The organism is Cupriavidus numazuensis (genome assembly GCF_905397435.1).
Classification (GTDB): domain Bacteria; phylum Pseudomonadota; class Gammaproteobacteria; order Burkholderiales; family Burkholderiaceae; genus Cupriavidus; species Cupriavidus numazuensis.
In genome coordinates this window covers 25830-50453 of record NZ_CAJPVI010000061.1, presented here as the reverse complement: position 1 = coordinate 50453, position 24624 = coordinate 25830, and the positions used below count along the sequence as shown (strand labels likewise).

Genomic DNA, 24624 nt, shown 5'->3' with positions numbered 1-24624 from the left:
AAAAATTCGCCCCTTTGGGGCAACCAAAACGCGTTTTTGGTTACTTTTGTCGCTCGGACAAAAGTGACTCGCCGGCTACGCCGGCGAAACAGCCGCGCCTGCCAAGAGCGACAACCCACCCCCAACCAGAAGCCCCCTCCGCATTCCATGCCCCGTTAGTGTATACACGAATTAAAAACCGTATCCACATAACTATCATTGTATCCGTAAAAAATACGGAGACAAACTTGAACAAACCATCCCACCACCGCCGATCCCGGCTAACCGCAGCCGCCCTCTTCCCAGCCTGCACCCTCCTTCCCGCCGTCGCGCAAGCCGACAGTGTCGAGATCTACGGCTTCATCAAGGAAAACGTCGAATCGGTACGGCTGTCGGGCAATGGCCGTAGTCAGTCCACTGGACGGCTGTCCAACGACCTGTCAGTCCTCGGCTTCCGCGGCAATGAGTCGCTCGGCGGCGGCAACAAGGCCTTTTTCCAGATCGAAACAAACCTTCGTATGGACGGTACCGGCACCTCGCAGATCGGCGACCGCAACACGGCGGTGGGCTTGTCCGGCCCGTGGGGGGAATTCCTGATGGGCCAGTGGGAGATGCCGCTGCGCTATGTGTCGGTCTACAAGGTGGATCCATTCACGGCCGGCATCTTTGCGTCGAACTCGATCATGGGCAATGGCTTCGTGACGGCGGCAAACGGGGTGTCGCCGCAGTCGTTCGATCGCCGCCAGCCGAACCTCGTCCAGTACCGCACGCCGTCCTGGAACGGGCTGTCTGCGCGCATCGCACTGTCCATGCCCGAGAACCGGACGGCCACGACCGATCCGATCGCGTGGTCGGGCCTGGCCAGCTATGAGAGCGGCCAGTGGTATGTGGCATGGGGCCACGAGTATCACGGTGACTATTACTACAGCGGCTCGCGCGATCACGCTGATCGCCTCGGACTTGTCTACAGTTTCGGTGGCACCAGGCTACGCGCTGCCTACGAGCGGCTGAGCTATGAACCCGCTCCCGGGCAATCGGTGCGACGCGATGCCTGGCAGGTCGCCGCCACCCATGCGATCGGCCCGCATGAGTTCCGCGCTTCCTACACGCGCGGCGGCGATGCGCACGGCAATGCCGCGCAGGCGGTGGGCGGCATCGGCCTGCCCGGAACGGCTTCGGGCGCCTGGCAGGTCTCGCTCGGCTACGGCTACACCCTTTCGAAGCGCACCGAGTTGTGGGCCGCGTACACGCGCCTGGTCAATGACAGGACCGCGAGCTACAACCTGTCGGGCAACAGCGTGCCGGGCCTGAAGGCCGGCGACGCCGTGAGCGGCGTCGGACTCGGCATCACGCACAAGTTCTGACGCGCAACAGAACGACGAAAAAACGACGAAAACGAAACGGGGACGCCAGTGCGTCCCCGTTGTCATTTGCGCGGCGATACCAGGCCGTGCGCGCCGCGGTTCTAGCGCCAGCGCTCAATCCACCTTCGCCAGCGCATTGGCGCGCTGCGCCTGGATCAGCTCCATGACATGGATCGTCAGCCGCGTCGTGTGGCTGCGCATCGCCAGGTAAGCCTGCTCGGGCTGGCCGCCAAGCACGGCCTCGACGATCTTCAGGTGCTCGCGGTGCGAGGTTTCAAAGCGCCGTTCGACACCCGATTGCGCGGCGCGGAACGGCGCGAGCCGATCGCGCAGGCTCTCCACCGCAGCCACCAGCGTGGCGTTCTGCGTGCCCTGGCAGATCAGTTGGTGGAAGCGGTGGTTGAGCTCAAGGTACGCGTCGGCGTCGTGCTTCTCGGCCGCGGCAATCGCTTCCTCGTGCAGCAGTTCGAGTTGCCGCCGTTGCATCGCGCTCATGCGCTGCGTCGCGATGCGGCAGCACAGCGACTCCAGCTCGCACAGCGCTTCGAGCATGTCGGACAGCTGCTCAGGACTGGTATTGACCACCACCCCACCGCGTCGCGGTACCAGCTCGATCAACCCGCGCGCGTCGAGCAGCCGCAGCGCCTCGCGCACCGGCGTGCGCGATACCTCGAAACGCTCGGCCAGCGCGGGCTCTTCGAGCTTCGTGCCGGGCGGCAGCGCTCCCGAGATGATCTCGTCGGCGAGGCGTTGGCTGATGTGGGAAGCAATGGTCGTCACGGTGTCCTTCTGTCGGGTACGCGCTGAACAGCGCAATTATACGCGTGGGTGATCAATCCACTCTCAATCCAATATTACAAATACCAAAACAATTTATTGAATACATTTTTAGTTGCGTGTATACATTAGCCTGTGCGGCACTTCCGCATGGGACCGCGAATCAGGGTCCTCACAAACCAACCTGACTACCGAGGAGCACCACCACAATGAGCAGCAAACTGCGCCACATCGCCCTGTCCGTTCCCGATCCCTGGGCCACGGCCGAGTTCTACCAGCAGGCGTTCGGCTTCCGTAAAGTCGGCGAGACCGATTCCTCGCTCGCACGCGGCGTCTACCTGACGGACGGCACCATCAGCATCGCGTTGCTGAACTACAAGAGCGACCACGCCGCGGGCGAGGATCGCGGCAAGGACTTCGTCGGCCTTCACCATATCGGTGTGTGGGTCGACGACATCGTCGAGGCTCGCAAGACCGTGGAAGCCGCGGGCGGCCGCTATTACATGGGCGAAGTGCCGGTCAAGGGCAACATCTTCTACGAGGTGAAGTACCGTGATCCGAACGACGTCATCATCGACCTGACCGACCATGGGTGGGGCGGTGCGTCGAAGGAAGCCAACGGCGGCGACCAGGGACCGGCACTGCGCAATCCCGACCTGAAGGCGGACCGTACCGGCCTCTGATCGGACCCTCTCTCGAGCCATCTCGCGAAGGGCGCCCGGCAATGCGGGGCGCCCTTTTCTTTCCTCTTCCGACAAGCCGTTCGGGCAGTCGCCAACGAAAAAAGGGTGGCATCGCCACCCAATATCCCCGTTGCCCGGTCTTCTAGCCGCCGTGCGCTTCGGACGGCCGTTCGTGCTCACCACGCGTATTTTTCGACGGTTCGCGGTACCACAGCCAGTACGCCGCCGACAGCGCCAGCATGAATGGCACGCCAATCAGCAGCGTCATCCGGAATTCCTGCGTGAACCATGTCGTCACCAGCGTGGCAGCCATCAGCGCGGCGCCGAGCACGGACGTCACGGGGAAGCCCCACATCCGGAACACCAGCGCGCCGCGATAACTGCGCCGGAAGAACAGATGGGTCACGAAGATCATCAGCCACGTGAACATGGCGCCAAACATGGAGATCGCCATCATCAGCGCGAATGAGGCGTCCGGATACACCGCATTCAGCACGGCGGCGAACGCAATGCCGATCGTGGACAGCAGCAGCGCGCCGGCCGGCACGCCATGCGCGTTGATGCGGCCCAGTGCCTTGGGCGCATAGCCGGCACGGGATAGGCTGAACAGCATGCGCGTGGTGATGTAGAGCTGGCTGTTCATGGCCGAAAGCGCAGCAATCAGGATCACGAAATTGAACACTGCCGCCGCACCGGACACATGGGTGGCGGCCATCACCTTGACGAAGGGACTTTCGTCCGAGCCTGCCGCCGTCCACGGCACGATGGCCAGCATCAGCGCGAGCGTCAGCAGGTAGAAGAACACCAGGCGCACCATGGTCGCGCGGAACGCACGCGTGACGGCGGTCTGCGGATCGCGCGCCTCGCCGGCAGCGACGGCGATCATCTCGATGCTCAGGTAGCTGAAGATCGATACGATCACCGCCACCCACGTGCCCCACATGCCCTTGGGGAAAAAGCCACCGTGCGCGGTGTAGTTGTGCAACCCGATGTCCGAGCCGCGCGGCGCGCCGAACACCATGTACGCACCGAGCAGGATAAAGGCCACGATGGCGGCGATCTTCAGCATCGAGAACACATACTCGACCGTGCCGAACACCTTCACGCTGGCCGTGTTGATGCCGATCAGCGCCGCCGAGAATCCCACGATCCAGTACCAGCCCGGCACTGCCGGGAACCAGTACTTCATATAGACGGCGATGGCGGTGACCTCCGTGCCGACCGCGAACACGATCGACGACCAGTAGGCATAGCGCACCAGGAAGCCGGCCAACGGCCCGATGTAGTGCTCGGCGTACGCGCCGAACGAACCCGAAGTCGGATGCGCCGCAGTCATCTCGGCCAGGCAGCCCATCAGCAGCAGCGCGATCAGCGCGCCAATGGCGTAACTCACCAGCACGCTCGGGCCGGCAAAGCCGATCGCAAAGCCGCTGCCGAGGAACAGACCCGTGCCAATGGCGCCGCCAATGGCGATCATCGAAAGCTGCGCCGAGGACAAGCCCCGCTGCAGCCCCTGCTCCCGTTCGACGATGGCGTCAAACCCTTGTCCTTGCCTCACCGTGTGTCTCCTCTTCTTCTTTGGAATCGCGTCGCGATGCGCGGATCAGGTCACCGACTTGCGCGTGCGGAACGCATCGGTGTTCCAGGCGCCGCTGACGACGATCTCCTTCAACGCCGCGATGGTGTCCCAGATGTCGACATGGCGCACATAGAGCGCCGCAAAGCCGAAGCGCAGAATGTCCGGCGCACGGAAGTCGCCGATGATGTTGCGATCGATCAGCGCCTGCATGATCGCGTAACCCTCCGCGTGCCGGAGCGAGACCTGGCTGCCGCGCTGTTCGGCGTCGCGCGGAGACGCCAGCGAAAAGCCAAGCCCCGACAGTTCCTGATCGGACAGGCGGATGAACAGGTCACCCAGTTCCACGCTCTTGTCGCGCAGGTCTTCCAGGTCGACACCATCGAAAGCCTCGAGCGCGCTTTCCAATGCGATCAACCCAAGCTGCGGCGCGGTGCCCGTCAGCATCCGGTCGATGCCCGCATGGGGCTCGTACTCGTGCGTGAACGCGAACGGGCGCGCGTGGCCATGCCAGCCCGTCAGCGGCTGGCGAACCTCGTCCTGATGGCGCGATGCGACGAACACGAAGGCCGGCGCGCCGGGGCCACCGTTCAGGTACTTGTAGCCGCAGCCAACTGCGAAGTCGACTTCGCAACGGTTCAGGTGCACGGGCATGGCACCGGCCGTGTGGCACAGATCCCAGACCACCAGTGCGCCAGCCTCATGCGCGCGGCGCGTGACCGCTTCTATGTCGTAGCGCTGGCCCGTCTTGTAGTTCACATGGGTCAGCGACACGATGGCCACGTTGTCGTCGATCGCGTCGAGCACTGCATCGGGGTCGACGCAGCGCAGCTCGCAGCCCGTCATTTCGGCAGCGCTCCCGGCAATGTAGACGTCGGTCGGGAAATTGGTGCGCTCCGCCAGGATCACGCCGCGGCCTGGCCGCATGCGGGTCGCCGCGACGAGAACCTTGAACAGGTTGACGGACGTCGAGTCGGCGACGATCACCTCGTCCTGCCCCGCGCCGACGAGTTGCGCGATGCGATTGCCGGTGCGCTGTGGCGCCGGATACCAGTCGGCATCGTTCCACGAGCGGATCAGGCCCTGCGCCCATTCCTGCTCCATCGCCCGGTTCATGCGCGCAGGCACATTGGCCGGCATCGCGCCGAGCGAGTTGCCGTCGAGGTAGATCGTTTCCGCCGGCAGGTTGAAGCGTGCGCGGCAGTGAGCCAGCTTGTCGGCCGCATCGAGTGCGGCACAGTCTTCCCGAGTAATCATCTGATGCATGGAGGATGGCGTGTGTGAAACCAGGTGTGTGGGCCCGAGCGGCCCCGATATGGCACCAGCGCGGGCTGCATGCTGCCCGCTGCCTGGAGTAATCGGCGCGAGTCTATGGCAGCGCCGTGCGCCGCGATAATCAAACATCCGATGCTGGCTATCCCAAACGGGAATACCAGCCAGCACGTGACCTTGCCTTGCTGATATCCGAGGCTGGTTTCAGGACAGAACCGGCGCGTCCGGCGCAGCAGCCTGCGCCGCCTCGCGCAGGCACGCAATGAAGGCGCGGCAGGCGGCGCTCTGCTCCTTGTGCATGCGTACGGAAAAGCCGATCGTGCCGAACGCGCCGATCTCCGGCAGATCGAGAATGCGCAGCAGCCCGGCATCGGCAAACTGCCTCGCCGCCACACGCGGCATCAGCGCAATGCGAGGCGTTTCCAGCAGCAGCCCGATATTGGTGAGCAGCGACAGCGATTCGACAATATCGGTAGGCAGCGGCAGCCCGGCCGCACGGAACAGCAGCTCGGCCGCCAACCGCGCCGGTGAATCCGGCGTCGGCAGGATCCATGGTGAAGCAGCCAGCTCGGACAGATGCGCGACGCGCTCCGGCACCGCACCATAGCCCTTGCCGACCACCGCGCACAGCGACTCGTCGAACAGCACTTCGTGCGCCAGCGGAAATGCGCTGGCGATCGGCAACTCGCGCTCGGGCAGCCGGCCCACGACGATATCGATGTCTCCGGTGGCCAGCGCCGGAAACAGGTGCGCGGTAGTCCCTTCGCGTACCGTGACGCAGACGTCCGGCGTGCGCGCCTTGAGCATGGAGATGGCCAGCGGCAGCAGCCGCGCCGACGCCGAGATCAGCGTCCCGACAATGACATGCCCGCTCGTGCCGAGCCGGAAATCGTTCAGCTCGTCCGTCATATAGCGCAACTCCGCCATCAGCGACTTGACGCGTCGCCCCAGCAGCAAGCCGAGATCGGTCGGCACCACGCCGCGGTTGGAGCGCACGAACAGCGCGCCATCGAAGCACGATTCCAATTCGTGGATCACCTTGGTCACCGCGGGCTGGCTCAGGCGCATGTCATTGGCCGCGCGCATGACCGAGCCCGTCTCCAGCACGCGCTCGAAAATCATCAGCTGGTTCAGCTTCAGCCGGCGGATCAGCGAAATCTCGCTGAGTGGGTTGATGGTCATGTCGTCCTCGGGATCACAGAAGGCATTGCGCTGGCTGGGAACGGGTGAAACCAGCGGACCGGGAAGCGCTAGCGTCGCCAAAGCCCTCCGCCAATCCGGGTCTACCCGCTATAACCAAACCCCCTCTGTGTATAAGAAAATAAACCTCCAAATACAATAACTGACGTACGTATAATTTTCACAGCCAGAGTATACACATGTCGTGATGTGCGCTGGTTGGAGGAACACGCCGCGGTCAACGCGGCCCGCACGATGGCCCACGGGAGGGTCCATCCGGCCACGGCAGGCGCACCGCGCGAGTCTCGGCCGAAGTGGGGGCTGGCCGTTACCGTTACCGCGACACAAGAAACGGCAAGATTCGGAGACACAATGAAAAGGAAGCTACTCGTGCCGGGCGCACTGCTGTTCGCATGCGCCGGTGCCCACGCCGACAGTACCGTCACGCTGTCGGGGTTCGTCGACCTCAATATCGAGCACCTGATTTCTTCCGGCCCGGCCAGCGTCACGCGCATGACCAGCGGCGGCCTGAACAATTCGCGCTTCAACCTCAGTGGGGTCGAGGACCTGGGCGGCGGCAACAAGGCCGTATTCACGATCGAGCCAACGTTTTCCGCCGACAACGGCGTGCAGGCCGCGCAGTTCCGCCAGTCGTTCGTCGGGCTCAAGAGCGCCAGCTTCGGCGAAGTCACGCTGGGCCGGCAGTTCACGCCGTCGTACTGGATCGCCGGTTACGCAGACCCGAGCTGGGCCGCGGCGTACTCCATGGTCAACAACATGGAATTCTTCTACGCCTCGTACCGCGTGGACAACGCCATCCAGTACAAGACCCCTACCCTGTATGGCTTCACCGGGCGCGTCATGTACGCGTTCGGCCTGGAGGACACGACGCGCGCCGGGCGCTTCCTCAGTGTGAGCGTGGATTACCGCAACGGCCCGCTGTTCCTGGGTGCCGTCAGCGAACTGCAGTACACGCGCAACATCTACCAGGCCACGCAGATCCCGTCGTCGCGCGACAACTATTTCTCCGCGGCCTACCGCATCGGCGGCTTCGAGCCGACCGTGCTGTTCCATACCTATAACGGCTATTACGCGTATCCGCCCTATGTCGCGTTCAGTTCAAGCGGCTGGGATGCGCAGATCGGCGCGCGCTGGAATATCGACGGCCGCAACCGCGTGTACGGCAGCGTGGTCCACCGCCATGACGACAACAACAAGAGCATTACAAGCGCCACGGGCTTCGTGGTCGGCTATTTGTACGGCATGTCCAAGCGCACCGACCTTTACGCCACGTATGCGCATATCCAGAACAAGAACACGGTACCGATCGCCTATCCCGTGACCTGGTCGTCGAACCCCAGTCCCGGACAGAATCCGTCGGGCTTCCAGCTCGGTATCCGCCACGCGTTCTGACCCGCTAGTCGCGTGCGCTGCCGCCAGCGCGGCGCCCGCGCATTCCGTATCCCGCAGACTGAAGAACAAGGAAGACGTCATGCATCGACCCCATTTCCCGCACCGCCAACCGCCCCTGGCCAGAGGCTGCTCGCTGGTACTTGCGCTGATGTCCGCCGCGCTGCTGCCGCACGCCGCGGCGGCAGCGGGCGGCGAATCCGCGCCCGCTCCTGCTGCGGCCCCCGCCGCCGCGCAGGGCACGCCCGGCACGCCCAATGTCAGCGACCCTTACCTGGCCGACTGGCTTCGCCTGACCCCGGATCGCCGGCCGGCCGAACTCAAGCCCGGCGTCGACTACGGCATGGACCCGTCCACCGGCAAGTTCATCTGGCCCAAGGCCACGCCCGAGATCCACAAGGGCCAGCGCTTCCCCGGCGAGATGACCACCTGGGACAAGAACACCTACGCCAGGAACGTCAAGATGCTCGCGTTCTACCCGGGTGTGGGTTCGCCCTTCCATGCCTGGAACAACATCGTCGACTTCGAAGGGCGCCGTTATCTGTACATCCATGACCGCGATTACCTGCGCATCATGGACGTGACCGACCCCGCGCACGCCAAGGTGGTGTATTCGCAAGGCGGCGTGTGGGGCCCGAAGGGATCGAGCGAGAAGTACGATCCGAACACCGTGCAGAACTACCTCGGTGGCGCGACCATTGCCTGGAGCAAGAAGCTCGGCAAGCCGGTGCTGGTCGCCTCGTACGAAATCGGCCGCTATGGGCTGATGACCGAGAAGATGGAGCAGCCGGAGAAGGTCGCCGCGCAACGCCACTACAACTCGCTCAAGGGCTTCAAGGTGTTCGCCATGGACGGTCCGTTGCCAAGCCAGTGGACGCTGCTGGCCACGCGCACGACCGACATCCGGCATCCTGATGCCCTCATCGGGCAGCAACAGGGTTCCGGTTCGCTCGATGCGCCGGAATACCACGGCGGCAAGTACATGATCCTCGCCGCGGCGCCCGACGACAGCTACGCGCTGACCGAGTATCCAAACTATCTCTACTCGCCGGGCTATCAGGTCTGGGACATGTCGGACCCTACCAATCCGACCTTCGTCTCGCAGGTGGCCGTGCCGGGACAGATCCTCGGCAACAAGGAGCACGAGCAGACGTACCTGATGAACCCGCGCGCCGGCAACCGGACGTCATGGATGGGCGCACGCAACCCGATCTTCCTGCCCAAGCCGCTGGAAAAAGGCGGCAAGATCGGCTTCGGTGCCATGGGCGGCCTGGGCTTCTACGCGTTCGACCTGTCCGACCCCGCCCGTCCGAAGATGCTCGGCAACGTCAACACGTCGCCGAGCTTCGCGGGCACGGAGTTCGACAATGCCGACGTGAGCCAGTACGCGCGCACCGGCTACGTGCTCACCAACGGCTATCCGATGAACCGGGATTGCTACGAGCCGTACAAGGACATCTTCGTGGTCGATGCCCGCAATCCGGCGCAGCTCAAGGTGGCGGCAAAGCTGCCGGAGCCCGAGGTACCGCAAGGCGCGCCGTTCACCAGCTTCTGCCAGCGCGGCGGCAACTATGGGCCCAAGCGTGCGAACGCGATCGGCCAGCCCGGCGGGTGGAAGCAAGGCGTCGTGCCTTACTCGTTCTACAACGCGGGCGTGCAGATCTATGACGTGAAGGACCCGGCCAAGCCGACCATCGCAGGCTACTTCATCCCGCCGCTGGCCGATGAAACGCAATTGCCGTCGTACACGCTGGGCAAGGGGGTGTTCGCGATCTATACGGAGTACGACCGCAACATCATCTGGGCCTTTACCGAAGACGGCGCCTATGCATTGTCGACGCCGCTGCTCGGGGAGCCGGTACTAGGCGCCCCGGCAAAGCCCTGGCCGCTGCGCTAAAGCATGAGACAGCGCACTCGCGCCGACGGCTACCTTTGCGTCTTGCCGCCGCGCGCGGTGCGCTGTGCTTCGATCCGCTCCATCACATGCAGCGTCAGCCGCGTGGTATGGCTGCGCATCGCCAGATAAGCCTGCTCGGGCTGTCCGCCCAACACCGCTTCCACGATCTTCTCGTGCTCGCGATGCGAAACCTCCAGGCGGCGCTCGACACCCGACTGCGCGGCACGGAACGGCGCGAGCCGCTCGCGCAGGCTTTCCACCGATGCAACCAGCGTCGCGTTCTGCGTGCCCTGGCAGATCAACTGGTGGAAACGGCGGTTCAGTTCGAGATACGCGTCGGTATCGTGTTTCTCTGCCGCCGCGATGGCCTCTTCATGCAGCAGTTCGAGCTGCCGCCGCTGCATCGCGCTCATGCGTTGCGTGGCGATACGGCAGCACAGCGACTCCAGTTCGCACAGCGCTTCAAGCATGTCGGCGAGCTGTTCCGGGCTCGTGTTGACCACCACCCCGCCGCGGCGCGGCACCAGTTCGATCAGCCCGCGCGCATCAAGCAGCCGCAGCGCCTCGCGCACGGGTGTGCGCGAGACTTCAAAACGCTCGGCCAGTGCCGGTTCTTCAAGCTTCGTGCCGGGCGGCAGTGTGCCCGAAATGATTTCTTCGGCGAGTTGCTGGCTGATTTGGGCGGCGATCGTGGTCACGGTGGTCCTGGGCGGGCGGATATGCTGCGGTGCCGCCATTATAGGACGAGGCAAACACCATGCCCGCCGGCGCGTCCGCCAGCCGTGTGCGTGTATGCATCAGCCCCGGCATGACGTGCGTACCAAGGCTGCCAGATACGTCACGTCAGACCGGATGCTCCGACGCGCCGTGACGGAACCAGCCTTCCAGGTTGCGAACCAGCGCTTCGTGCTGGGCCACGCGTGTCTCGGGCGAGCGGCCTGCCATATGCGGGGTCAGGACGACCTGGTCCATCGCGCGCAAGGCTTCCGGTACCAGCGGCTCGGTGTCGAGCACATCGAGCGCGGCGCCGCCGACCTCACCGCACCGCAGCGCCTGCACCAGCGCTTCGGTATCGACAACGCTGCCGCGCGCGACGTTGACGAGCAGGCCGTCAGGCCCAAGCGCGCGCAAGACGTCGGCATCGACCAGATGCCGCGTGGCCGGGCCGCCGGGACAAGTCAGCGCCAGCACGTCGCTGGCGCTGGCCAGCGAACGCACTTCGCCGTATGGAGTGCGGCCAGGCTGCACGGGCCCGCTGCGCCGCAGATAGGCAACGCGCATGCCCACGGCTTCGGCCAGGTCCGCAAAGCGGCCGCCGATATTGCCGAGTCCCACGACGCCCAGCGTCTTGCCGCGCAAGCCCGGCCGCGGCGCGCGCAACGTCTCCCAGTCGCCCGCCTTCACGCGGCGGTCAAGCGCGGCGATACCACGCGACCACGCCAGCATCAGCGCGAGCGCATGGTCCGCCACCACCTGGGCGTTGGTATCGGGGGCATGGCAGACCTGCACGCCGCGTGCACGCGCGGCGTCGCGGTCAATGTTCTCGTAGCCCGCGCCGAAGCTCGCCACCAGCTCCAATGCCGGCAACGCCGCCATCTCGGCAGCCGTCATGCCTGTGGACCCATTGGTCAGCACCGCGCGCGCCTTCACGCGCTGTGCTTCCGATACCCCCTGCCACGACAGGAAGCAATAGCCGGGCGCATGCGTGCGCAGCCATTCCTGATCCAGTGGCAGACGGCTCAGTACGACCACGGCCTCATCGTCTTCCCTGTTTTCGCGCGACATCGTCTCCTCCTTGGCTTGTTCATTGCTCTGCAGCGCCCATGCGCAGCACCGGCAGAAAATTATCACGAACACCTTGACGTGTATACACATAGACAATAAAGTATTCACAGCAACGAATTTGCATAAAACAGACACCGCACATCGTGTGCGTCGCCTGCGCCGAACAACATCAACAAGGAGATAAGGTGAACTGGTATAGCCTCGCCACTTACGAGCTGGCCGACCGCAAGCATGCCGGGCTGGTCGTGGACAACGCGCTCTACGACCTGGCCGACGCGGGCCGCGCCTGCGGCATTGACGCATTGCGTCTGCCGCAGGACCTGAATGCAGTCTTCGCCAACTGGCTGGGCCATGCGCTGCTGCTGGACGATCTGGCCGCGCGCATCCCCGCGCTGCGCGCCGCCGGCAAGCTGGCTCCGGTCGATGCAGCGGCCGTCTATGCCGCGCCCTACCAGCCGCGCCGGATTTTCGGCACCGCTTCCAACTTCTACGAGCACGCTGACGAGATGGGCACCAAGCTGGCCGCGCGCAGCGAAAGCCAGCCCTATATCTTCATGAAGGCGGAGACCAGCGTCGTGGCCACCGGCACGACCGTCCTGATGCCGCCGGAAACTGCCAAGCTGGACTGGGAAGTCGAACTCGGCGTGGTGATCGGCCAGACCTGCCGCCACGTGCGCGTCGAAGATGCGCTGTCGGTGATCGCCGGCTATACCGTCTTCAACGACATCAGCGCGCGCGATCTCAACCGCCGCACCGACTACCCGTTCACCCACGACTGGTTCCGCGGCAAGAGCTTCGACACGTTCGGCCCGATGGGCCCGTGGGTGGTGCCCGCCACATGTATTCCCGATCCGCAGAATCTGCGCATGACCCTGCACGTGAATGGCGAGACCATGCAGAACGGCAACACGTCGCAGATGATCTTCTCGGTCGCCGAGCAGATCGCCTACCTGTCGCGCATCCTCACGTTGCAGCCCGGGGACCTGATTGCGACCGGCACGCCGGACGGCGTCGGCATGGGACGCGGTGTTTTCCTGAAACCGGGTGACAGCATGACCGCATGGGTCGAGCATATCGGTTCGATCGAAAATCGCGTCGAACTGGAACCCGACCCGGCACATTACGGGGCACGGTAAGCGGCATCGCCGCCCGCATCGACGAGGGATACGCAGGAGACAAGCACATGACCCCCATCCGAACCCGCAAGCTCGGCCATCTCGTCCTGATGGTCCGCGATCTTGAAGCCTCGACGCGCTTCTACACCGAGGTCATGGGCCTCACGGTCTCCGACCGCATCGCCGACCAGATGGTGTTCCTGCGTGCCGGCGAAGACCACCACGACCTGGCGCTGTCGCGGCTGCCGGCCGATGCGCCCGAACGCAACGAACTCCCGCGCTACACGCGCCCCGGTCTCGAGCACTTCTCCTACTACGTGGAGTCCGTCGAAGAAATGCGGCGCGCGGTAGAAGTGGCGCGCAGCCACGGTGTCACCATCGAACGCGGCATCGGCCAGCACGGCCCGGGCGGAAACTGGTTCCTGGTGTTCAAGGACCCCGACGGCAACAACGTCGAGATCTACACGGAGATGGAGCAGATTCCCGCAGGCAGCGACCGGGCCGCGCAGACGTGGGACCGGAACCTTGAATCGTTCGACCGTCACCGCCTCGAGCACTTCGTCGTCCCGCCGCCACCGGGCCTGCTCGCGGCCAAGCAGCGCGAGCAGGCGCCGGCCGATCCCGACAAGGACCAGGAAGGCGGCGGCGGAGAGCAGGCATGACCGCGCCGGCGTTCGCCGGGCTCTCGCCGCAGCAGGCCGACGCCATGCAGGCGCTTGGCCGCCGGTGGGCCGACGACATCCAGGCCAACCGGCGCGAAGTCTGTGCGATCTACGACAGCGTGCATGCCGCGCTGCCTGAGGATGGCATCCGCCGCCACGCCGACCTGCCCTATGGCGCGCACGCCCGCCAGCGGCTGGACCTGTACTTGCCGGAGAACCTCTCGCCAGAGGATGCGCGCCCGGTGGTCGTCTTCGTTCACGGCGGCGCCTTTGTGCGCGGCGACAAGGATTCCAGCCCGCATATCTACGCCAATGTGCCGCGCTGGTTCGCGCGGCGGGGCTACATCGGCGTCAACGTCGAATACCGGCTCGCACCGGAAGCCCCCTATCCCGCGGGCGCCGAAGACGTTGCGGCAGCCCTCGCCTGGCTACGCGCGGAAATCGGCGCCTATGGCGGCGATCCGGCTCGCGTCGTGCTGGTCGGGCACTCGGCCGGCGGCAGTCACGTGGCAAGCTGCCTGAGCGATCCTGCGTGCGGCGACAACCATGCCGGCGTGGCGGGTGCGGTGCTTATCAGCGCCCGTCTTCAGGCGGACACCTTGCCCGACAACCCGAACGCCCGCGGCGTGACGGCTTACTACGGCATGGATCCCGCACTGCAGGCAGCGCGCGCACCGATGCCATTTGCGGAACGCCTGAACGTACCGCTGATGGTGGCATTCGCGGAGTTCGAAAATCCCTACCTGGACCTGTACGCGCTGCAGTACGCGGCGCGCGTGCGAGAGACGCAGGGACGCAGCCCGCGCGTGGTCCAGGTCGCGCATCACAACCATACGTCGATCGTCGCCCACCTGGGCACCGACGACACCGCGTTCAGCCAGATTCTGGGCGAGTTCCTGGAATCCGCCACGCAACCCCTCGCACATCACCACGCGAAGGCCTGAACCCGAGCGGGCCCGCATCGCCAGAACAAGAAGCGAACAAAACCAGGAGACAAGACCGTGTCCACAGACAAGCTGCAGGGCGTATTCGCGCCCGTCGTCACGCCGTTCTACGACGATCTTTCGATCAACGTGCCGGCCTTCATCGCGCACTGCCGGCAACTGATCGCCGATGGCGCCGGCATCGCGATCGCCGGCACCAACAGCGAAGCGTGCTCGGAGACCTTCGAGGAACGCATTGCGCTGGTCGACGCCGTGATCGACGCCGGCGTCCCCGGCCAGCGCGTGCTCGTGGGCACCGGCTGCTGCGCGATCGACGACGCTGTGGCGCTGACGCGCCACGCCATCGACCGCGGCTGTGCAGGTGTGCTCGTGCTGCCGCCGTTCTTCTTCAAGAACGTGAGCGAGGACGGTGTCTTCGCTTACTACCGCGAACTGATCGAGCGTGTGGACGACCCCGCGCTGCGCATCGTGCTGTATCACATCCCCGCATTGTCGGGCGTGCCCATCTCGCTGTCGTTGATCGAACGGCTCGTCCAGGCGTTCCCCGATGCCATCGCCGGCGTCAAGGACAGCAGCGGCGATTGGGACAACCTCGCCGCCATGCTCGAACGCTTCCCGTCACTGTCGATCTTTCCTGCCTCCGAAGTGCTGATGCTGCGCAGTCTGCCGCTCGGCGCCGCGGGCTGCATCTCGGCCACCAGCAACATCAATGCACGCGCCATCGCCAGCGCCTATTCGTCGGTGACCGAAGCGGCGCGCCTGCAGGACGGCATCACCGCCGTGCGCAAGACGCTGGAGGGTTTCCCGATGGTGGCCGCCGTCAAGCACACGCTATCGCAGCAGACTGGCGATGCCGGCTGGCACCACGTGCGCCCTCCCCTGATGCCGCTGGCGGCCGAAGCGGCCACGCAGTTGAAGCACGCGCTTGCTGGCGTCCGGGCCGCGGAGGCCCGCGCATGATCCCCTCCCAGACCTCGGCGGCAACGGGCGATCCGCCGCCATTGGCCGCCTACTCCGCTGCGCGCCGCGCAGGCCGCCATGTCCACGTGGCCGGCATGAGCCCGCGCACGCACGACGGCTGCACCGGCGTCACGGTGGGCACCGATGGCGGCCGCACCTATGACCTCGCGGCGCAGACCGCGTGCGTCCTCGACAAGATCGATCGCGCGCTGCACGGCGAAGGGCTCTGCCTGGCGGACTGCGTGACCATGACGTGCTATCTGGTCGACATGCAGGACTATGCGGCGTTCAATGCGGCTTACGACGCGATCTGCAAGCATCGATTCGCTGAGGCAGGACGTCCGCTGCCCGCACGCACGTGCGTCGCCGTGGCCGCGCTGCCGCATCCCGATATGCGCGTGGAGATTACCGCCACGGCGTGGCACGCTGCAGATGGAGGCGACGCATGACGCTCTGCGCCACACCGTTGACGCCCGATGCATTGGACACCTTGTTCCTGCAGGCGCGCAGCCACAATGGCTGGCTCGACGGCGGGGTCTCCGATGCCGCGCTGGTCCAACTCTACGACATCGTCAAGCATGGTCCCACGAGCGCGAACTGCAGCCCGATGCGGATCGTATTCGTGCGGTCCGCCGAGGCAAAAGCCAGATTGCTGCCGGCGCTCGCTCCGGCCAACGTGGAGAAAGTCCGGCAGGCCCCTGTCACGGCCATCGTCGCCTACGATACGCATTTCCACGCATTGGGTGAGACGCTGTTCCCGCACCGGCCCGCCATGTACGACACGTTCGCGAATGACCCGGCGCTCGCGCAGGAAACTGCGATGCGCAACAGTTCGATGCAAGGCGGCTACCTGATCCTGGCGGCGCGCGCGCTTGGTCTTGATTGCGGCCCCTTGTCGGGCTTCGATGCCGAAGCCGTGAACCGGACGTTCTTCGCCGATGGCCCCTGGCGTGTGAACTTCCTGTGCAACCTTGGCCGCGGTGATCCGCAACGGTTGTTCGCACGCTTGCCGCGCCTGCCGTTCGGACAGGCGTGCCGTATCGAATAGAGATAGAGACCGCGCACCCGAGCTTTCGTCACCCCATCACAAGATCCGCGTCACGCCGGCAGTCGCCGGCACCAGAAAGAACCGGAGGAGACTATGACTATCAAGATGTTGCGCGCAGGGCTGCGCGCTTTCCGCTGTCTTTCGGGCCGCGCCGCGCGCCGGGCCGCCGCAGCGCTTGCACTGGGCGCTCTGGCCACCGCTCCCGGCTACGCGCAGGAACCCTGGCCGTCACGGCCCGTCACCATCGTCGTGCCGTTCGCGCCCGGCGGAAACACCGACATGATTGCGCGCCTGATGGCCGAGCGCCTGGCCAAAGCCTTCGGCAAGCCGTTCGTGGTCGACAATCGAGGTGGTGCTGCCGGACTCATCGCTGCAGAGTATGTCGCGCGCGCACCGGCTGACGGCTACGTGCTGTTCATGTCCACGATGACCCAGATCGTGACCGCGCCGATGACCAACAAGATCCGCTACGACCCCGCTCGCGATTTCGTGCCGATCGTCAACATCGGTGGCAACCCGTTCGTGCTGACCGCCAGCACGCGCAACAACTTCAAGTCGCTCGACGACCTGGTGCGCTACGGCAAGGCCAATCCCGGCAAGCTCAACGTTGGGCACGCGGGCAACGGCGGCCTGACCCAGTTGTCGGCGTTGCTGTTCCTGAACCGCGCGGGCATCCAGGCCACGATGGTGCCCTACCGTGGCGGCGCTCCCGCGCTGGCCGATGTCCTCGCGGGCCAGATCGACCTGTACAGCGCCAGCGTGTCGGAAGTCATGCCCTATGTGGGCACCGGCAAGGTATCGCTGCTCGCCGTGTCGAGCGAAAAGCGCATGCCGATGCTGCCGAATGTGCCGGCCATTGCCGAGACCTTTCCGGGGCATGAAGTGGATACGTGGAACGGCCTCGTCGGGCCGGCCGCGATGCCTGCGGATATCGTTGCGCGCATCGCGGCGGAATCCAGCAAGATCATCGCTGATCCGGATTTCCGGGCGCGGCTTGAGAAGGTCGGCATTGTTCCGCTGAATGAGACCCGGGATGCGTTTGCGAAGCGGATTCGGCAGGATCGGGGTAAGTGGAAGCCGGTGATTGAGGGGGCGGGGATTCAGGTGGAATAGAGGGGGGGTCGGGTCCGAGGCCGCGGTGTCGTTCTTGGCAGGCGCGGCTGTTTCGCCGGCGTAGCCGGCGACCTCCTTTTGTCCGAGCGACAAAAGGAGGCAAAAGCGCGTTTACGTGGTCAATCCAAGGCTCAATGCCATTGGGGCATCAGAGGACCGCTGGACTGCCTGCCGCGTAGATGATTAGGATGGGACAGCGCGTACGAGCGAACCCGGATTACGGAGTGGTCCCTTCTAACGACGCCCTCGCGGGGACGCCTACGGCTGCGCTACGCGCGGCTTAGAGTAAGACCGCGAAGGTCTGACCCGAGCCTCGCCTCGGTGACGATGCCTTGGGCGCATTGCATGCGCGTAGACGCAGGACATCAGGAACTGGAACTGGAACTGGAACGGGGACTCGTGCGCCAGCCACGTTGATGAGCTTGCGTCCAGACGACGACGTGCGCGCAGCGCAGCCGAAGGCGTCCCACCACTGACCTGGTTGGAACGCTGTACCCGAGTCCGTCTTGGGGATCGTCCAAAAGTCGTGCCGCGCAAGGCACAGGTTCTGACTCACATGGCGTAGCAGGGTCGAACGGCCGACCACCATCGCTGGCGTCCAAAGCCGTTTGAACTACTGCCACCGTGGAATTGATGGCCAGCGGCAACGACGCGTTTTTTGGTTACTTTTTGTCGCTCGGACAAAAAGTGACTCGCCGGCTACGCCGGCGAAACAGCAGCGCTAGCCAAGAACGACAACCCCCACCCAAACAAAAACCCCAAAAACCATAAAAAAAAAACGGAGCCGAAGCCCCGTCCAAACCCTCGCCGGCCCGGTACAACCGACTGCCAACTGCACAGCCTCCGGACCGTCGATCACCGATGCTCGGTTTTCACGGACCCGCTCGCCAGCGAGCGGGTCCGAGTACTACAACATTCAGTTAGTCGTCTTGGCGCCGCCTTCAAACCACTGGCCCAACAAGGCACGTTCATCGTCCGTGATCTGCGTGACATTGCCCAGCGGCATGGCCTTCTGCTGCACGGCCTGCTGGTAAATCAGCTGGGCGTGGGATTTGATGTCGTCCGCGGTGTCGAGCTTGATGCCCTTGGCAGCGGTGGGCATCATCTTCGGTTGCGCAGCGTGGCACTGCACGCAACGGGCGTTCACCACTTCCTGCACCTTGGCGAAGCTGACGGTGGCGGGCTCGCCCTCGGCCTTGGCGACCGTCGGGCGCGGTTGCGGCGCGATCAGCACGGCGACCACACCCAGCGCGGCAACGCCGGCTGCCGGCCACAGCACATTGATCTTGCCCTTGTGCTTCAGGATGAAGAACTGACGGATCAGCACGCCAGCCAGCATGATCAGGATCAGCACCAGCCAGTTGTTCTTGGCGGCGTAGGTCATGCTGTAGTGGTTCGACAGCATCGCGAACAGCACCGGCAGCGTGAAGTAGGTGTTGTGCACGCTGCGCTGCTTGGCGCGCTTGCCGTGGCTCGGGTCCACCGGCTGGCCCGCCTTCAGTGCGGCCACGACCTTGCGCTGGCCAGGGATGATCCACACCAGCACGTTGGCGCTCATGATCGTCGCCACCATCGCGCCGGTCAGCAGGAATGCCGCGCGGCCCGAGAAGATGTGGCAGGCAACGAATGCCGCGACCATGACATAGAGCGCCACCAGGATGCCGACAAGACGGTCGTTCTTGTTGAACAGGCGGCAGATGCTGTCATAGACGATCCAGCCGATCAGCAGATACGAGACCGCGAAGCCGACCGCCGCGCCGGGCGACATATCGAACACATTCTTGTCGATCAGGAACGTGCTGGCGTTGAACAGGTACAGCACCACGAGCAGCGCGAAGCCGCTCATCCATGTCGAATACGACTCCCAGTAGAACCAGTGCAGGTTCTCGGGAAGGGACTTCGGCGCGGTCAGGTACTTCTGCGGATTGTAGAAGCCGCCGCCGTGCACGGCCCACAGCTCGCCATCCACACCCTTGTCCTTCAGGTCGGGGGCGATGGGCTTGGTCAGGCTGTTGTCCAGCCAGACGAAATAGAACGAGGAACCGATCCATGCAATGGCGGTGATGACGTGCACCCACCGCAGCAGCATATTGGCCCAGTCGAGGATATAGCCTTCCATGTCTTGTCTCCTGTTTCCCTAGACCACGAATTCAGCTGCCGCGGTAGGTCGAGTACGACCAGGGCGAGACCAGGAGCGGCACGTGGTAGTGCGCGTCGGTGTTGGCAATGCCGAAACGCAGCGGCACGACGTCGAGGAAGGCCGGTTCCGGCAGCTTCACGCCTTGCGCGCGGAAGTAGTCGCCCGCGGCGAATTCCAGTTCGTACACGCCGGCGGCCAGGTCGGCGCCCTCCAGCAGCGGCTGGTCGCAGCGGCCGTCGTGGTTGGTGACCACGGTTTTCAGCGTTTCGCGGCGATTGTCGACAATTTTATGGAGAGTAATCGACATTCCCTGACCCGGGGTGCCGGCAGCGGTGTCGAGAACGTGGGTGGTCAAGCGTCCCATCGTATTTGTCCTTTTGCGATTGGGTTGTGAGGGGCGCCGCTGCCTTCACTAGCACCATATCTGGGATATGGTGCCCGCTCGGTACGTCATGTAACGCATCCCGGCGCTGGGTTGGTGCGTGGCGACAATGCGCCTGCACCCACCCGGTTGACAACTGGGGGATAACCCTTAGTTGTCGAAAACCTGATTCGGTTTTGTTGACAATATTGAAGGCGTAACCAAATAATTGTCAACAATTTTCGGATCACCGCTTGCTGATAGCCGGCATTTCCGGCGCCGCAGACGGTGGTCCCACAGGGGCCGCAGGCCGCTGTTTCCGTCCTACCGCTTGGTGCCAAGATGTCCAAGAGCCTGAAGCTGATTGCCGGTGTCGCCGACGCCGTACTGACCGAACAGAAGTCCGAGAAGAGCGAGCGCCCCGCTCGCAAGGGCTCGGTCGAGGATCGCATGTATCACGAGATCTATGACGCGATCATGGAGCACCGGCTGCCCCCGCGCACCAAGCTGACCGAGCATTCGCTTTGCGAAATCTATGCCACCGCACGGCACACGGTGCGCAAGGTGCTGTCGCACCTGGCCGCCGACGGCATGGTCGATCTGGAACCCAACCGCGGCGCCTTTATCGCCAGCCCGTCCACCGACGAGGCGCACGACATGTTCGAACTGCGCCAGATGCTGGAACGCGCGGTGCTCGACAAGCTCGCCGCCATGCCTGACGTGAAGACCGTGATTGCCCCGCTGCGCAAGATGGTGGCCAGCGAGCGCAAGGCCTTTCTCACGCACGACCGGCCCACGTGGATCCGCCTGTCGGCCGAATTCCACACCGCGCTGGCCGAGCTGTCCGGCAACGCGCTGCTGGTCAACATGATGCGCCGCCTGGTCTCGCGCACCACGCTGATGATCGCCAGCGTGGAAGCCCCCGGCAACAACGCGTGCTCGTTCGACGAACACGAGGAAATCCTCGACGCCCTCGAACAGGGCAATGCCGCGCTGGCGCAGTCGCGCATGGCGCACCACCTTGGCGCGTGCGCCGACCGCGTACAGCCCGACGATCCGGGCGCCTTCGATCTTCGCAGCGTGCTGGGCCGCTCCACCTAGCACGGTGTTCCCGCCGGCATCACACCGAACGAGGCCTGGCTGCACTGCCCATGACAGCGTCCTGAAGGACGCGGCGGCGGTGCTGTCCCAAAAGGAGGCCACGGATGCCAGTGTTCCCATCAAACCAAAGGAGAGGAGACGCACCAATGACTTCCGCAAGCACCACGGTCCCCACGGACCTGACTAACGAGCGTCTGCCTTCCGGGCGTCTGCTCGCGCTCGGGCTGCAGCACGTGCTGGTGATGTATGCCGGCACCGTGGCAGTCCCCCTGATTGTCGGTGGCGCCCTGAAGCTACCTAAGGACCAACTGGCGTTCCTGATCAACGCCGACCTGTTCGCCGCGGGCCTCGCCACGCTGATCCAGGCGTTCGGCTTCTGGAAGTTCGGCATCCGCATGCCCGTGATGATGGGCGTGACCTTCGCCTCGGTAGCGCCGATGATCGCCATCGGCACCGATCCCAACGTCGGCCTGCTCGGCATCTACGGCGCGGTGATCGCGTCAGGGGTATTCGGCATACTGATTGCGCCGATGATGGGCCGGATGCTCGGGCTGTTCCCACCCGTGGTGACGGGCACGGTGATCACGCTGATCGGCGTGTCGCTGATGCGCGTGGGCATCAACTGGGCAGCCGGCGGCCAGCCCACCACGCGCGCCGTGATCGACGGCGTGGCCAAGGAAGTGCCCAACCTCGCCTATGGCGACCTGACCAATCTCGGCATCGCCGGTCTCACGCTGCTGATCATCCTGTTGCTGACGAAGTACGGCCGCGGCCTGGTCGCCAACTGCGCGGTGCTGCTCGGCATCATCGCCGGCACGGTGGTGGCCATGGGCATGGGCAAGGTCTCGTTCGAAGGCCTGAATGAAGCCAGCTTCGTCGCCGTCATCACGCCGCTGCATTTCGGCATCCCGACCTTTGAGCTCAGTGCAATCCTGTCGATGTGCATCGTCATGCTGATCACGCTGGTGGAATCCACCGGCATGTTCCTGGCGCTGTCGGACATCACCGGCAAGAAACTCAGCAACGAAGACCTGACCCGCGGCCTGCGCGCAGACGGCCTGGGCACGGTGATCGGCGGTGTGTTCAACACCTTCCCGTACACCTCGTTCTCGCAGAACGTGGGCCTGGTGACGGTGACCGGCGTGCGTTCGCGCTATGTGGCGGCGGCCGGCGGCATCATCCTGATCGCGTTCGGCCTGTTCCCGAAGATGGCCCACGTGGTCGCCTCGGTGCCGCAGTTCGTGCTCGGCGGTGCCGGCATCGTGATGTTCGGCATGGTGGCCGCCACGGGCATCCGTATCCTCGGCAGCTGCGATTTCAACCGCAACCGCCACAACCTGTTCATCGTCGCCATCTCGATCGGCTTCGGCATGATCCCGACGCTGGCGCCGACGTTCTTCCAGTACCTGCCGAAGTGGACGGTCCCGTTCACCCATAGCGGGATCGTGCTCGGCACCATCGTGGCCGTGGCGCTGAACCTCTTCTACAACGGCATCCAGTCGCGCGAAGAGGCCATGCGCAACGCCGCCGCGAACACGCACGGCACGGAGTAACCGCGGTCCCCGGCAGCCTCCTCGCAAGACGGCGCTGCCGGTTCCCTGAAGCAGAAACGACCCATGACAGACAAGAACTATCCACGCGATCTCATCGGCTATGGTGCCCAGCTGCCGCACGCACGCTGGCCCGGCGGCGCACGCGTTGCACTGCAGTTCGTCCTCAACTACGAAGAAGGCGGCGAGAACTGCGTCCTGCACGGCGATGCCGCGTCCGAGCAGTTCCTCTCCGAAATCGTCGGCGCGGCGGCTTATCCCGACCGCCACATGAGCATGGAGGGCATCTACGAATACGGCTCGCGCGCCGGCGTCTGGCGCATCCTGCGCGAGTTCGAGAAGCGTGGCCTGCCGCTGACCATCTTCGGCGTGTCGATGGCGCTGCAGCGCCATCCGGAACTCACGCGCGCGTTCGTCGAGCTGGGCCATGAGATCGCGTGCCACGGCTGGCGCTGGATCCACTACCAGAACATCGACGAAGCCACCGAGCGCGAGCACATGCGCATCGGCATGGACATCATCAAGGAGCTGACGGGCTCGATGCCGCTCGGCTGGTACACCGGCCGCGACAGCCCGAACACGCGCCGCCTCGTGGTCGAGCACGGCGGCTTGCTGTACGACTCGGACTACTACGGCGACGACCTGCCCTTCTGGACCGAGGTCGAAGTCACCGGCGGCGAGAAGAAGCCGCACCTGGTGGTGCCGTACACGCTCGACTCCAACGACATGCGCTTTGCCACGCCCCAAGGCTTCAACACGGGCGAGCAGTTCTTCCAGTACCTGAAGGACGCATTCGACGTGCTGTACGAAGAAGGCGACCCCAGCGGACTGGACCAGCCCAAGATGCTGTCGATCGGCATGCATTGCCGCCTGCTGGGCCGCCCGGGGCGCTTCCGCGCGCTGCAGCGCTTCCTCGACTACGTGCAGGGCCACGACAAGGTATGGATCAGCCGCCGTGTCGATATCGCCCGCCACTGGATCGAGACCCACCCCTACACTCCGCGAAACCAAGCATGAGCCAGACCTACACCATCGCCCAACTCAACGCCATGCCCACCGCCGAATTCGTGCAGGTGCTGGGTGGGCTGTATGAACACTCGCCGTGGTTCGCCGAAGCCGCCGCGGCGCAGCGCCCGTTCGCGAACGTGGCGGAACTGGCTGGCGCACTGCGCGCCGCCGTCGATAAAGCCGGCACCGAAGCGCAAGTCAAGCTCGTGCGCGCCCACCCGGAGCTTGCCGGCAAGGCCGCCGTGCGCGGCGAACTGACCGCCGAGTCGACGCGCGAGCAGAGCGGCGCGGGCCTGAACCTGTGCACGCCCGAAGAATTCGACCGCCTGCAGTCGCTCAATGCCAACTACAACCAGAAGTTCGGCTTCCCGTTCATCCTGGCCGTGCGTGGATATGACCGCGCCGGGATCATCAACGAGTTCGCACGCCGCGTCGACAACACCCCGGAAGCGGAGTTGCAAACTTGCATCAACCAGATCCACCGCATTGCGCAGTTCCGGCTTGACGACTTAGTATCCGGCTGAGCCAAAAAAGCAACACCTGTATAACAAAAACGCTGTACCCGATGCTGCCGGCACCCCGGCCCGCGATCGTCGAGAACGCGGGCCCGTCAACCGAGCCCCGCCAGGCGGCACGAACAGAAGCGCGAAGACCAGAACAAGAACCCGACAGGGACCCAGTACACAACGTTCCAAGCAGG

Annotated in this window: 23 protein-coding genes; 15 read left to right on the top strand and 8 right to left on the bottom strand. The window is 64.7% G+C overall.

Going from position 1 to position 24624, the window contains the following annotated elements:
• Positions 1 to 227: 227 nt before the first annotated feature.
• Entirely contained in the window at positions 228 to 1343 is a 1116-nt protein-coding gene (locus KHO41_RS33970) for a porin (RefSeq protein ID WP_211957612.1), read from the top strand.
• Positions 1344 to 1457: 114 nt separating this feature from the next.
• Here KHO41_RS33970 and KHO41_RS33965 read toward each other — a convergent pair whose 3' ends face one another.
• On the bottom strand, positions 1458 to 2123 hold the full coding sequence (locus tag KHO41_RS33965) for a GntR family transcriptional regulator (protein ID WP_211957611.1): 666 nt from the start codon (positions 2121 to 2123) through the stop codon (positions 1458 to 1460).
• Positions 2124 to 2329: 206 nt separating this feature from the next.
• Between KHO41_RS33965 and KHO41_RS33960 the strand changes: the two genes are divergently transcribed.
• Positions 2330 to 2803 carry a VOC family protein gene (locus KHO41_RS33960; protein WP_211957610.1) on the top strand — a complete coding sequence of 158 codons (474 nt, stop codon included), beginning with the start codon at positions 2330 to 2332 and terminating at the stop codon, positions 2801 to 2803.
• A gap of 142 nt (positions 2804 to 2945) precedes the next feature.
• Here the strand turns inward: KHO41_RS33960 and KHO41_RS33955 are convergent, their stop codons facing one another.
• The 3 genes from KHO41_RS33955 to KHO41_RS33945 all read right to left on the bottom strand — a co-directional run bounded on the left by KHO41_RS33955 (position 2946) and on the right by KHO41_RS33945 (position 6833).
• Positions 2946 to 4361, bottom strand: coding sequence for an amino acid permease (locus KHO41_RS33955; RefSeq protein ID WP_211957609.1), 1416 nt, complete (start codon positions 4359 to 4361; stop codon positions 2946 to 2948).
• A 45-nt stretch (positions 4362 to 4406) separates the two neighbouring features.
• A complete protein-coding gene (gene kynU, locus KHO41_RS33950; RefSeq protein ID WP_211957614.1) occupies positions 4407 to 5636 on the bottom strand; it encodes a kynureninase in 1230 nt (409 codons plus the stop codon).
• 219 nt (positions 5637 to 5855) lie between these two features.
• Positions 5856 to 6833 (bottom strand): LysR substrate-binding domain-containing protein, encoded by a 978-nt coding sequence (locus KHO41_RS33945; protein WP_211957608.1) that lies wholly within the window; start codon positions 6831 to 6833, stop codon positions 5856 to 5858.
• A 369-nt stretch (positions 6834 to 7202) separates the two neighbouring features.
• On the opposite strand from KHO41_RS33945, the gene KHO41_RS33940 reads away from it, so the two are divergent.
• Together KHO41_RS33940 and KHO41_RS33935 are read left to right on the top strand one after the other, a co-directional pair.
• Positions 7203 to 8243, top strand: a complete 1041-nt coding sequence (locus tag KHO41_RS33940) for a porin (RefSeq protein ID WP_211957607.1) — start codon at positions 7203 to 7205, stop codon at positions 8241 to 8243.
• Positions 8244 to 8322: 79 nt separating this feature from the next.
• Entirely contained in the window at positions 8323 to 10137 is a 1815-nt protein-coding gene (locus KHO41_RS33935; RefSeq protein ID WP_211957606.1) for an LVIVD repeat-containing protein, read from the top strand.
• Positions 10138 to 10166: 29 nt separating this feature from the next.
• Here KHO41_RS33935 and KHO41_RS33930 read toward each other — a convergent pair whose 3' ends face one another.
• Positions 10167 to 10835: a GntR family transcriptional regulator gene (locus tag KHO41_RS33930; protein ID WP_211957605.1), complete on the bottom strand. Its 669-nt coding sequence runs from the start codon at positions 10833 to 10835 to the stop codon at positions 10167 to 10169.
• A gap of 145 nt (positions 10836 to 10980) precedes the next feature.
• Complete coding sequence (locus tag KHO41_RS33925) at positions 10981 to 11922, bottom strand: 2-hydroxyacid dehydrogenase (RefSeq protein ID WP_211957604.1); 942 nt, start codon at positions 11920 to 11922, stop codon at positions 10981 to 10983.
• Between the two features lie 185 nt (positions 11923 to 12107).
• On the opposite strand from KHO41_RS33925, the gene KHO41_RS33920 reads away from it, so the two are divergent.
• The 7 genes from KHO41_RS33920 to KHO41_RS33890 all read left to right on the top strand — a co-directional run bounded on the left by KHO41_RS33920 (position 12108) and on the right by KHO41_RS33890 (position 17764).
• Complete coding sequence (locus tag KHO41_RS33920) at positions 12108 to 13058, top strand: fumarylacetoacetate hydrolase family protein (RefSeq protein ID WP_211957603.1); 951 nt, start codon at positions 12108 to 12110, stop codon at positions 13056 to 13058.
• Between the two features lie 47 nt (positions 13059 to 13105).
• Positions 13106 to 13699, top strand: a complete 594-nt coding sequence (locus tag KHO41_RS33915; protein ID WP_211957602.1) for a VOC family protein — start codon at positions 13106 to 13108, stop codon at positions 13697 to 13699.
• A complete protein-coding gene (locus KHO41_RS33910) occupies positions 13696 to 14643 on the top strand; it encodes an alpha/beta hydrolase (RefSeq protein ID WP_211957601.1) in 948 nt (315 codons plus the stop codon). The genes KHO41_RS33915 and KHO41_RS33910 overlap by 4 nt, the downstream gene beginning before the upstream one ends.
• Before the next feature lie 57 nt (positions 14644 to 14700).
• Positions 14701 to 15603 carry a dihydrodipicolinate synthase family protein gene (locus tag KHO41_RS33905; protein WP_211957600.1) on the top strand — a complete coding sequence of 301 codons (903 nt, stop codon included), beginning with the start codon at positions 14701 to 14703 and terminating at the stop codon, positions 15601 to 15603.
• The gene (locus tag KHO41_RS33900; protein WP_211957599.1) at positions 15600 to 16052 is read left to right on the top strand and encodes a RidA family protein; all 453 of its coding nucleotides are present in this window, start codon (positions 15600 to 15602) and stop codon (positions 16050 to 16052) included. The genes KHO41_RS33905 and KHO41_RS33900 overlap by 4 nt, the downstream gene beginning before the upstream one ends.
• A complete protein-coding gene (locus KHO41_RS33895) occupies positions 16049 to 16651 on the top strand; it encodes a malonic semialdehyde reductase (RefSeq protein ID WP_211957598.1) in 603 nt (200 codons plus the stop codon). The genes KHO41_RS33900 and KHO41_RS33895 overlap by 4 nt, the downstream gene beginning before the upstream one ends.
• A 93-nt stretch (positions 16652 to 16744) precedes the next feature.
• Complete coding sequence (locus tag KHO41_RS33890; RefSeq protein ID WP_211957597.1) at positions 16745 to 17764, top strand: Bug family tripartite tricarboxylate transporter substrate binding protein; 1020 nt, start codon at positions 16745 to 16747, stop codon at positions 17762 to 17764.
• A gap of 916 nt (positions 17765 to 18680) precedes the next feature.
• On the opposite strand, the gene KHO41_RS33885 is transcribed toward KHO41_RS33890, so the two are convergent.
• Together KHO41_RS33885 and uraH are read right to left on the bottom strand one after the other, a co-directional pair.
• A complete protein-coding gene (locus KHO41_RS33885) occupies positions 18681 to 19883 on the bottom strand; it encodes a urate hydroxylase PuuD (RefSeq protein ID WP_211957596.1) in 1203 nt (400 codons plus the stop codon).
• A 31-nt stretch (positions 19884 to 19914) separates the two neighbouring features.
• Positions 19915 to 20268, bottom strand: a complete 354-nt coding sequence (uraH, locus tag KHO41_RS33880) for a hydroxyisourate hydrolase (RefSeq protein WP_211957595.1) — start codon at positions 20266 to 20268, stop codon at positions 19915 to 19917.
• 339 nt (positions 20269 to 20607) lie between these two features.
• Here uraH and KHO41_RS33875 point away from each other — a divergent pair, with 339 nt between their 5' ends.
• The 4 genes from KHO41_RS33875 (at position 20608) to uraD (ending at position 24448) form a co-directional block, all read left to right on the top strand.
• On the top strand, positions 20608 to 21366 hold the full coding sequence (locus KHO41_RS33875; RefSeq protein WP_211957594.1) for a GntR family transcriptional regulator: 759 nt from the start codon (positions 20608 to 20610) through the stop codon (positions 21364 to 21366).
• A 146-nt stretch (positions 21367 to 21512) separates the two neighbouring features.
• The gene (locus KHO41_RS33870) at positions 21513 to 22919 is read left to right on the top strand and encodes a nucleobase:cation symporter-2 family protein (RefSeq protein ID WP_211957593.1); all 1407 of its coding nucleotides are present in this window, start codon (positions 21513 to 21515) and stop codon (positions 22917 to 22919) included.
• Positions 22920 to 22982: 63 nt separating this feature from the next.
• Positions 22983 to 23933: an allantoinase PuuE gene (gene puuE, locus KHO41_RS33865; RefSeq protein WP_211957592.1), complete on the top strand. Its 951-nt coding sequence runs from the start codon at positions 22983 to 22985 to the stop codon at positions 23931 to 23933.
• Positions 23930 to 24448, top strand: a complete 519-nt coding sequence (uraD, locus tag KHO41_RS33860; RefSeq protein ID WP_211957591.1) for a 2-oxo-4-hydroxy-4-carboxy-5-ureidoimidazoline decarboxylase — start codon at positions 23930 to 23932, stop codon at positions 24446 to 24448. Before puuE ends, uraD begins: the two co-directional genes overlap by 4 nt.
• Positions 24449 to 24624: the final 176 nt, after the last annotated feature.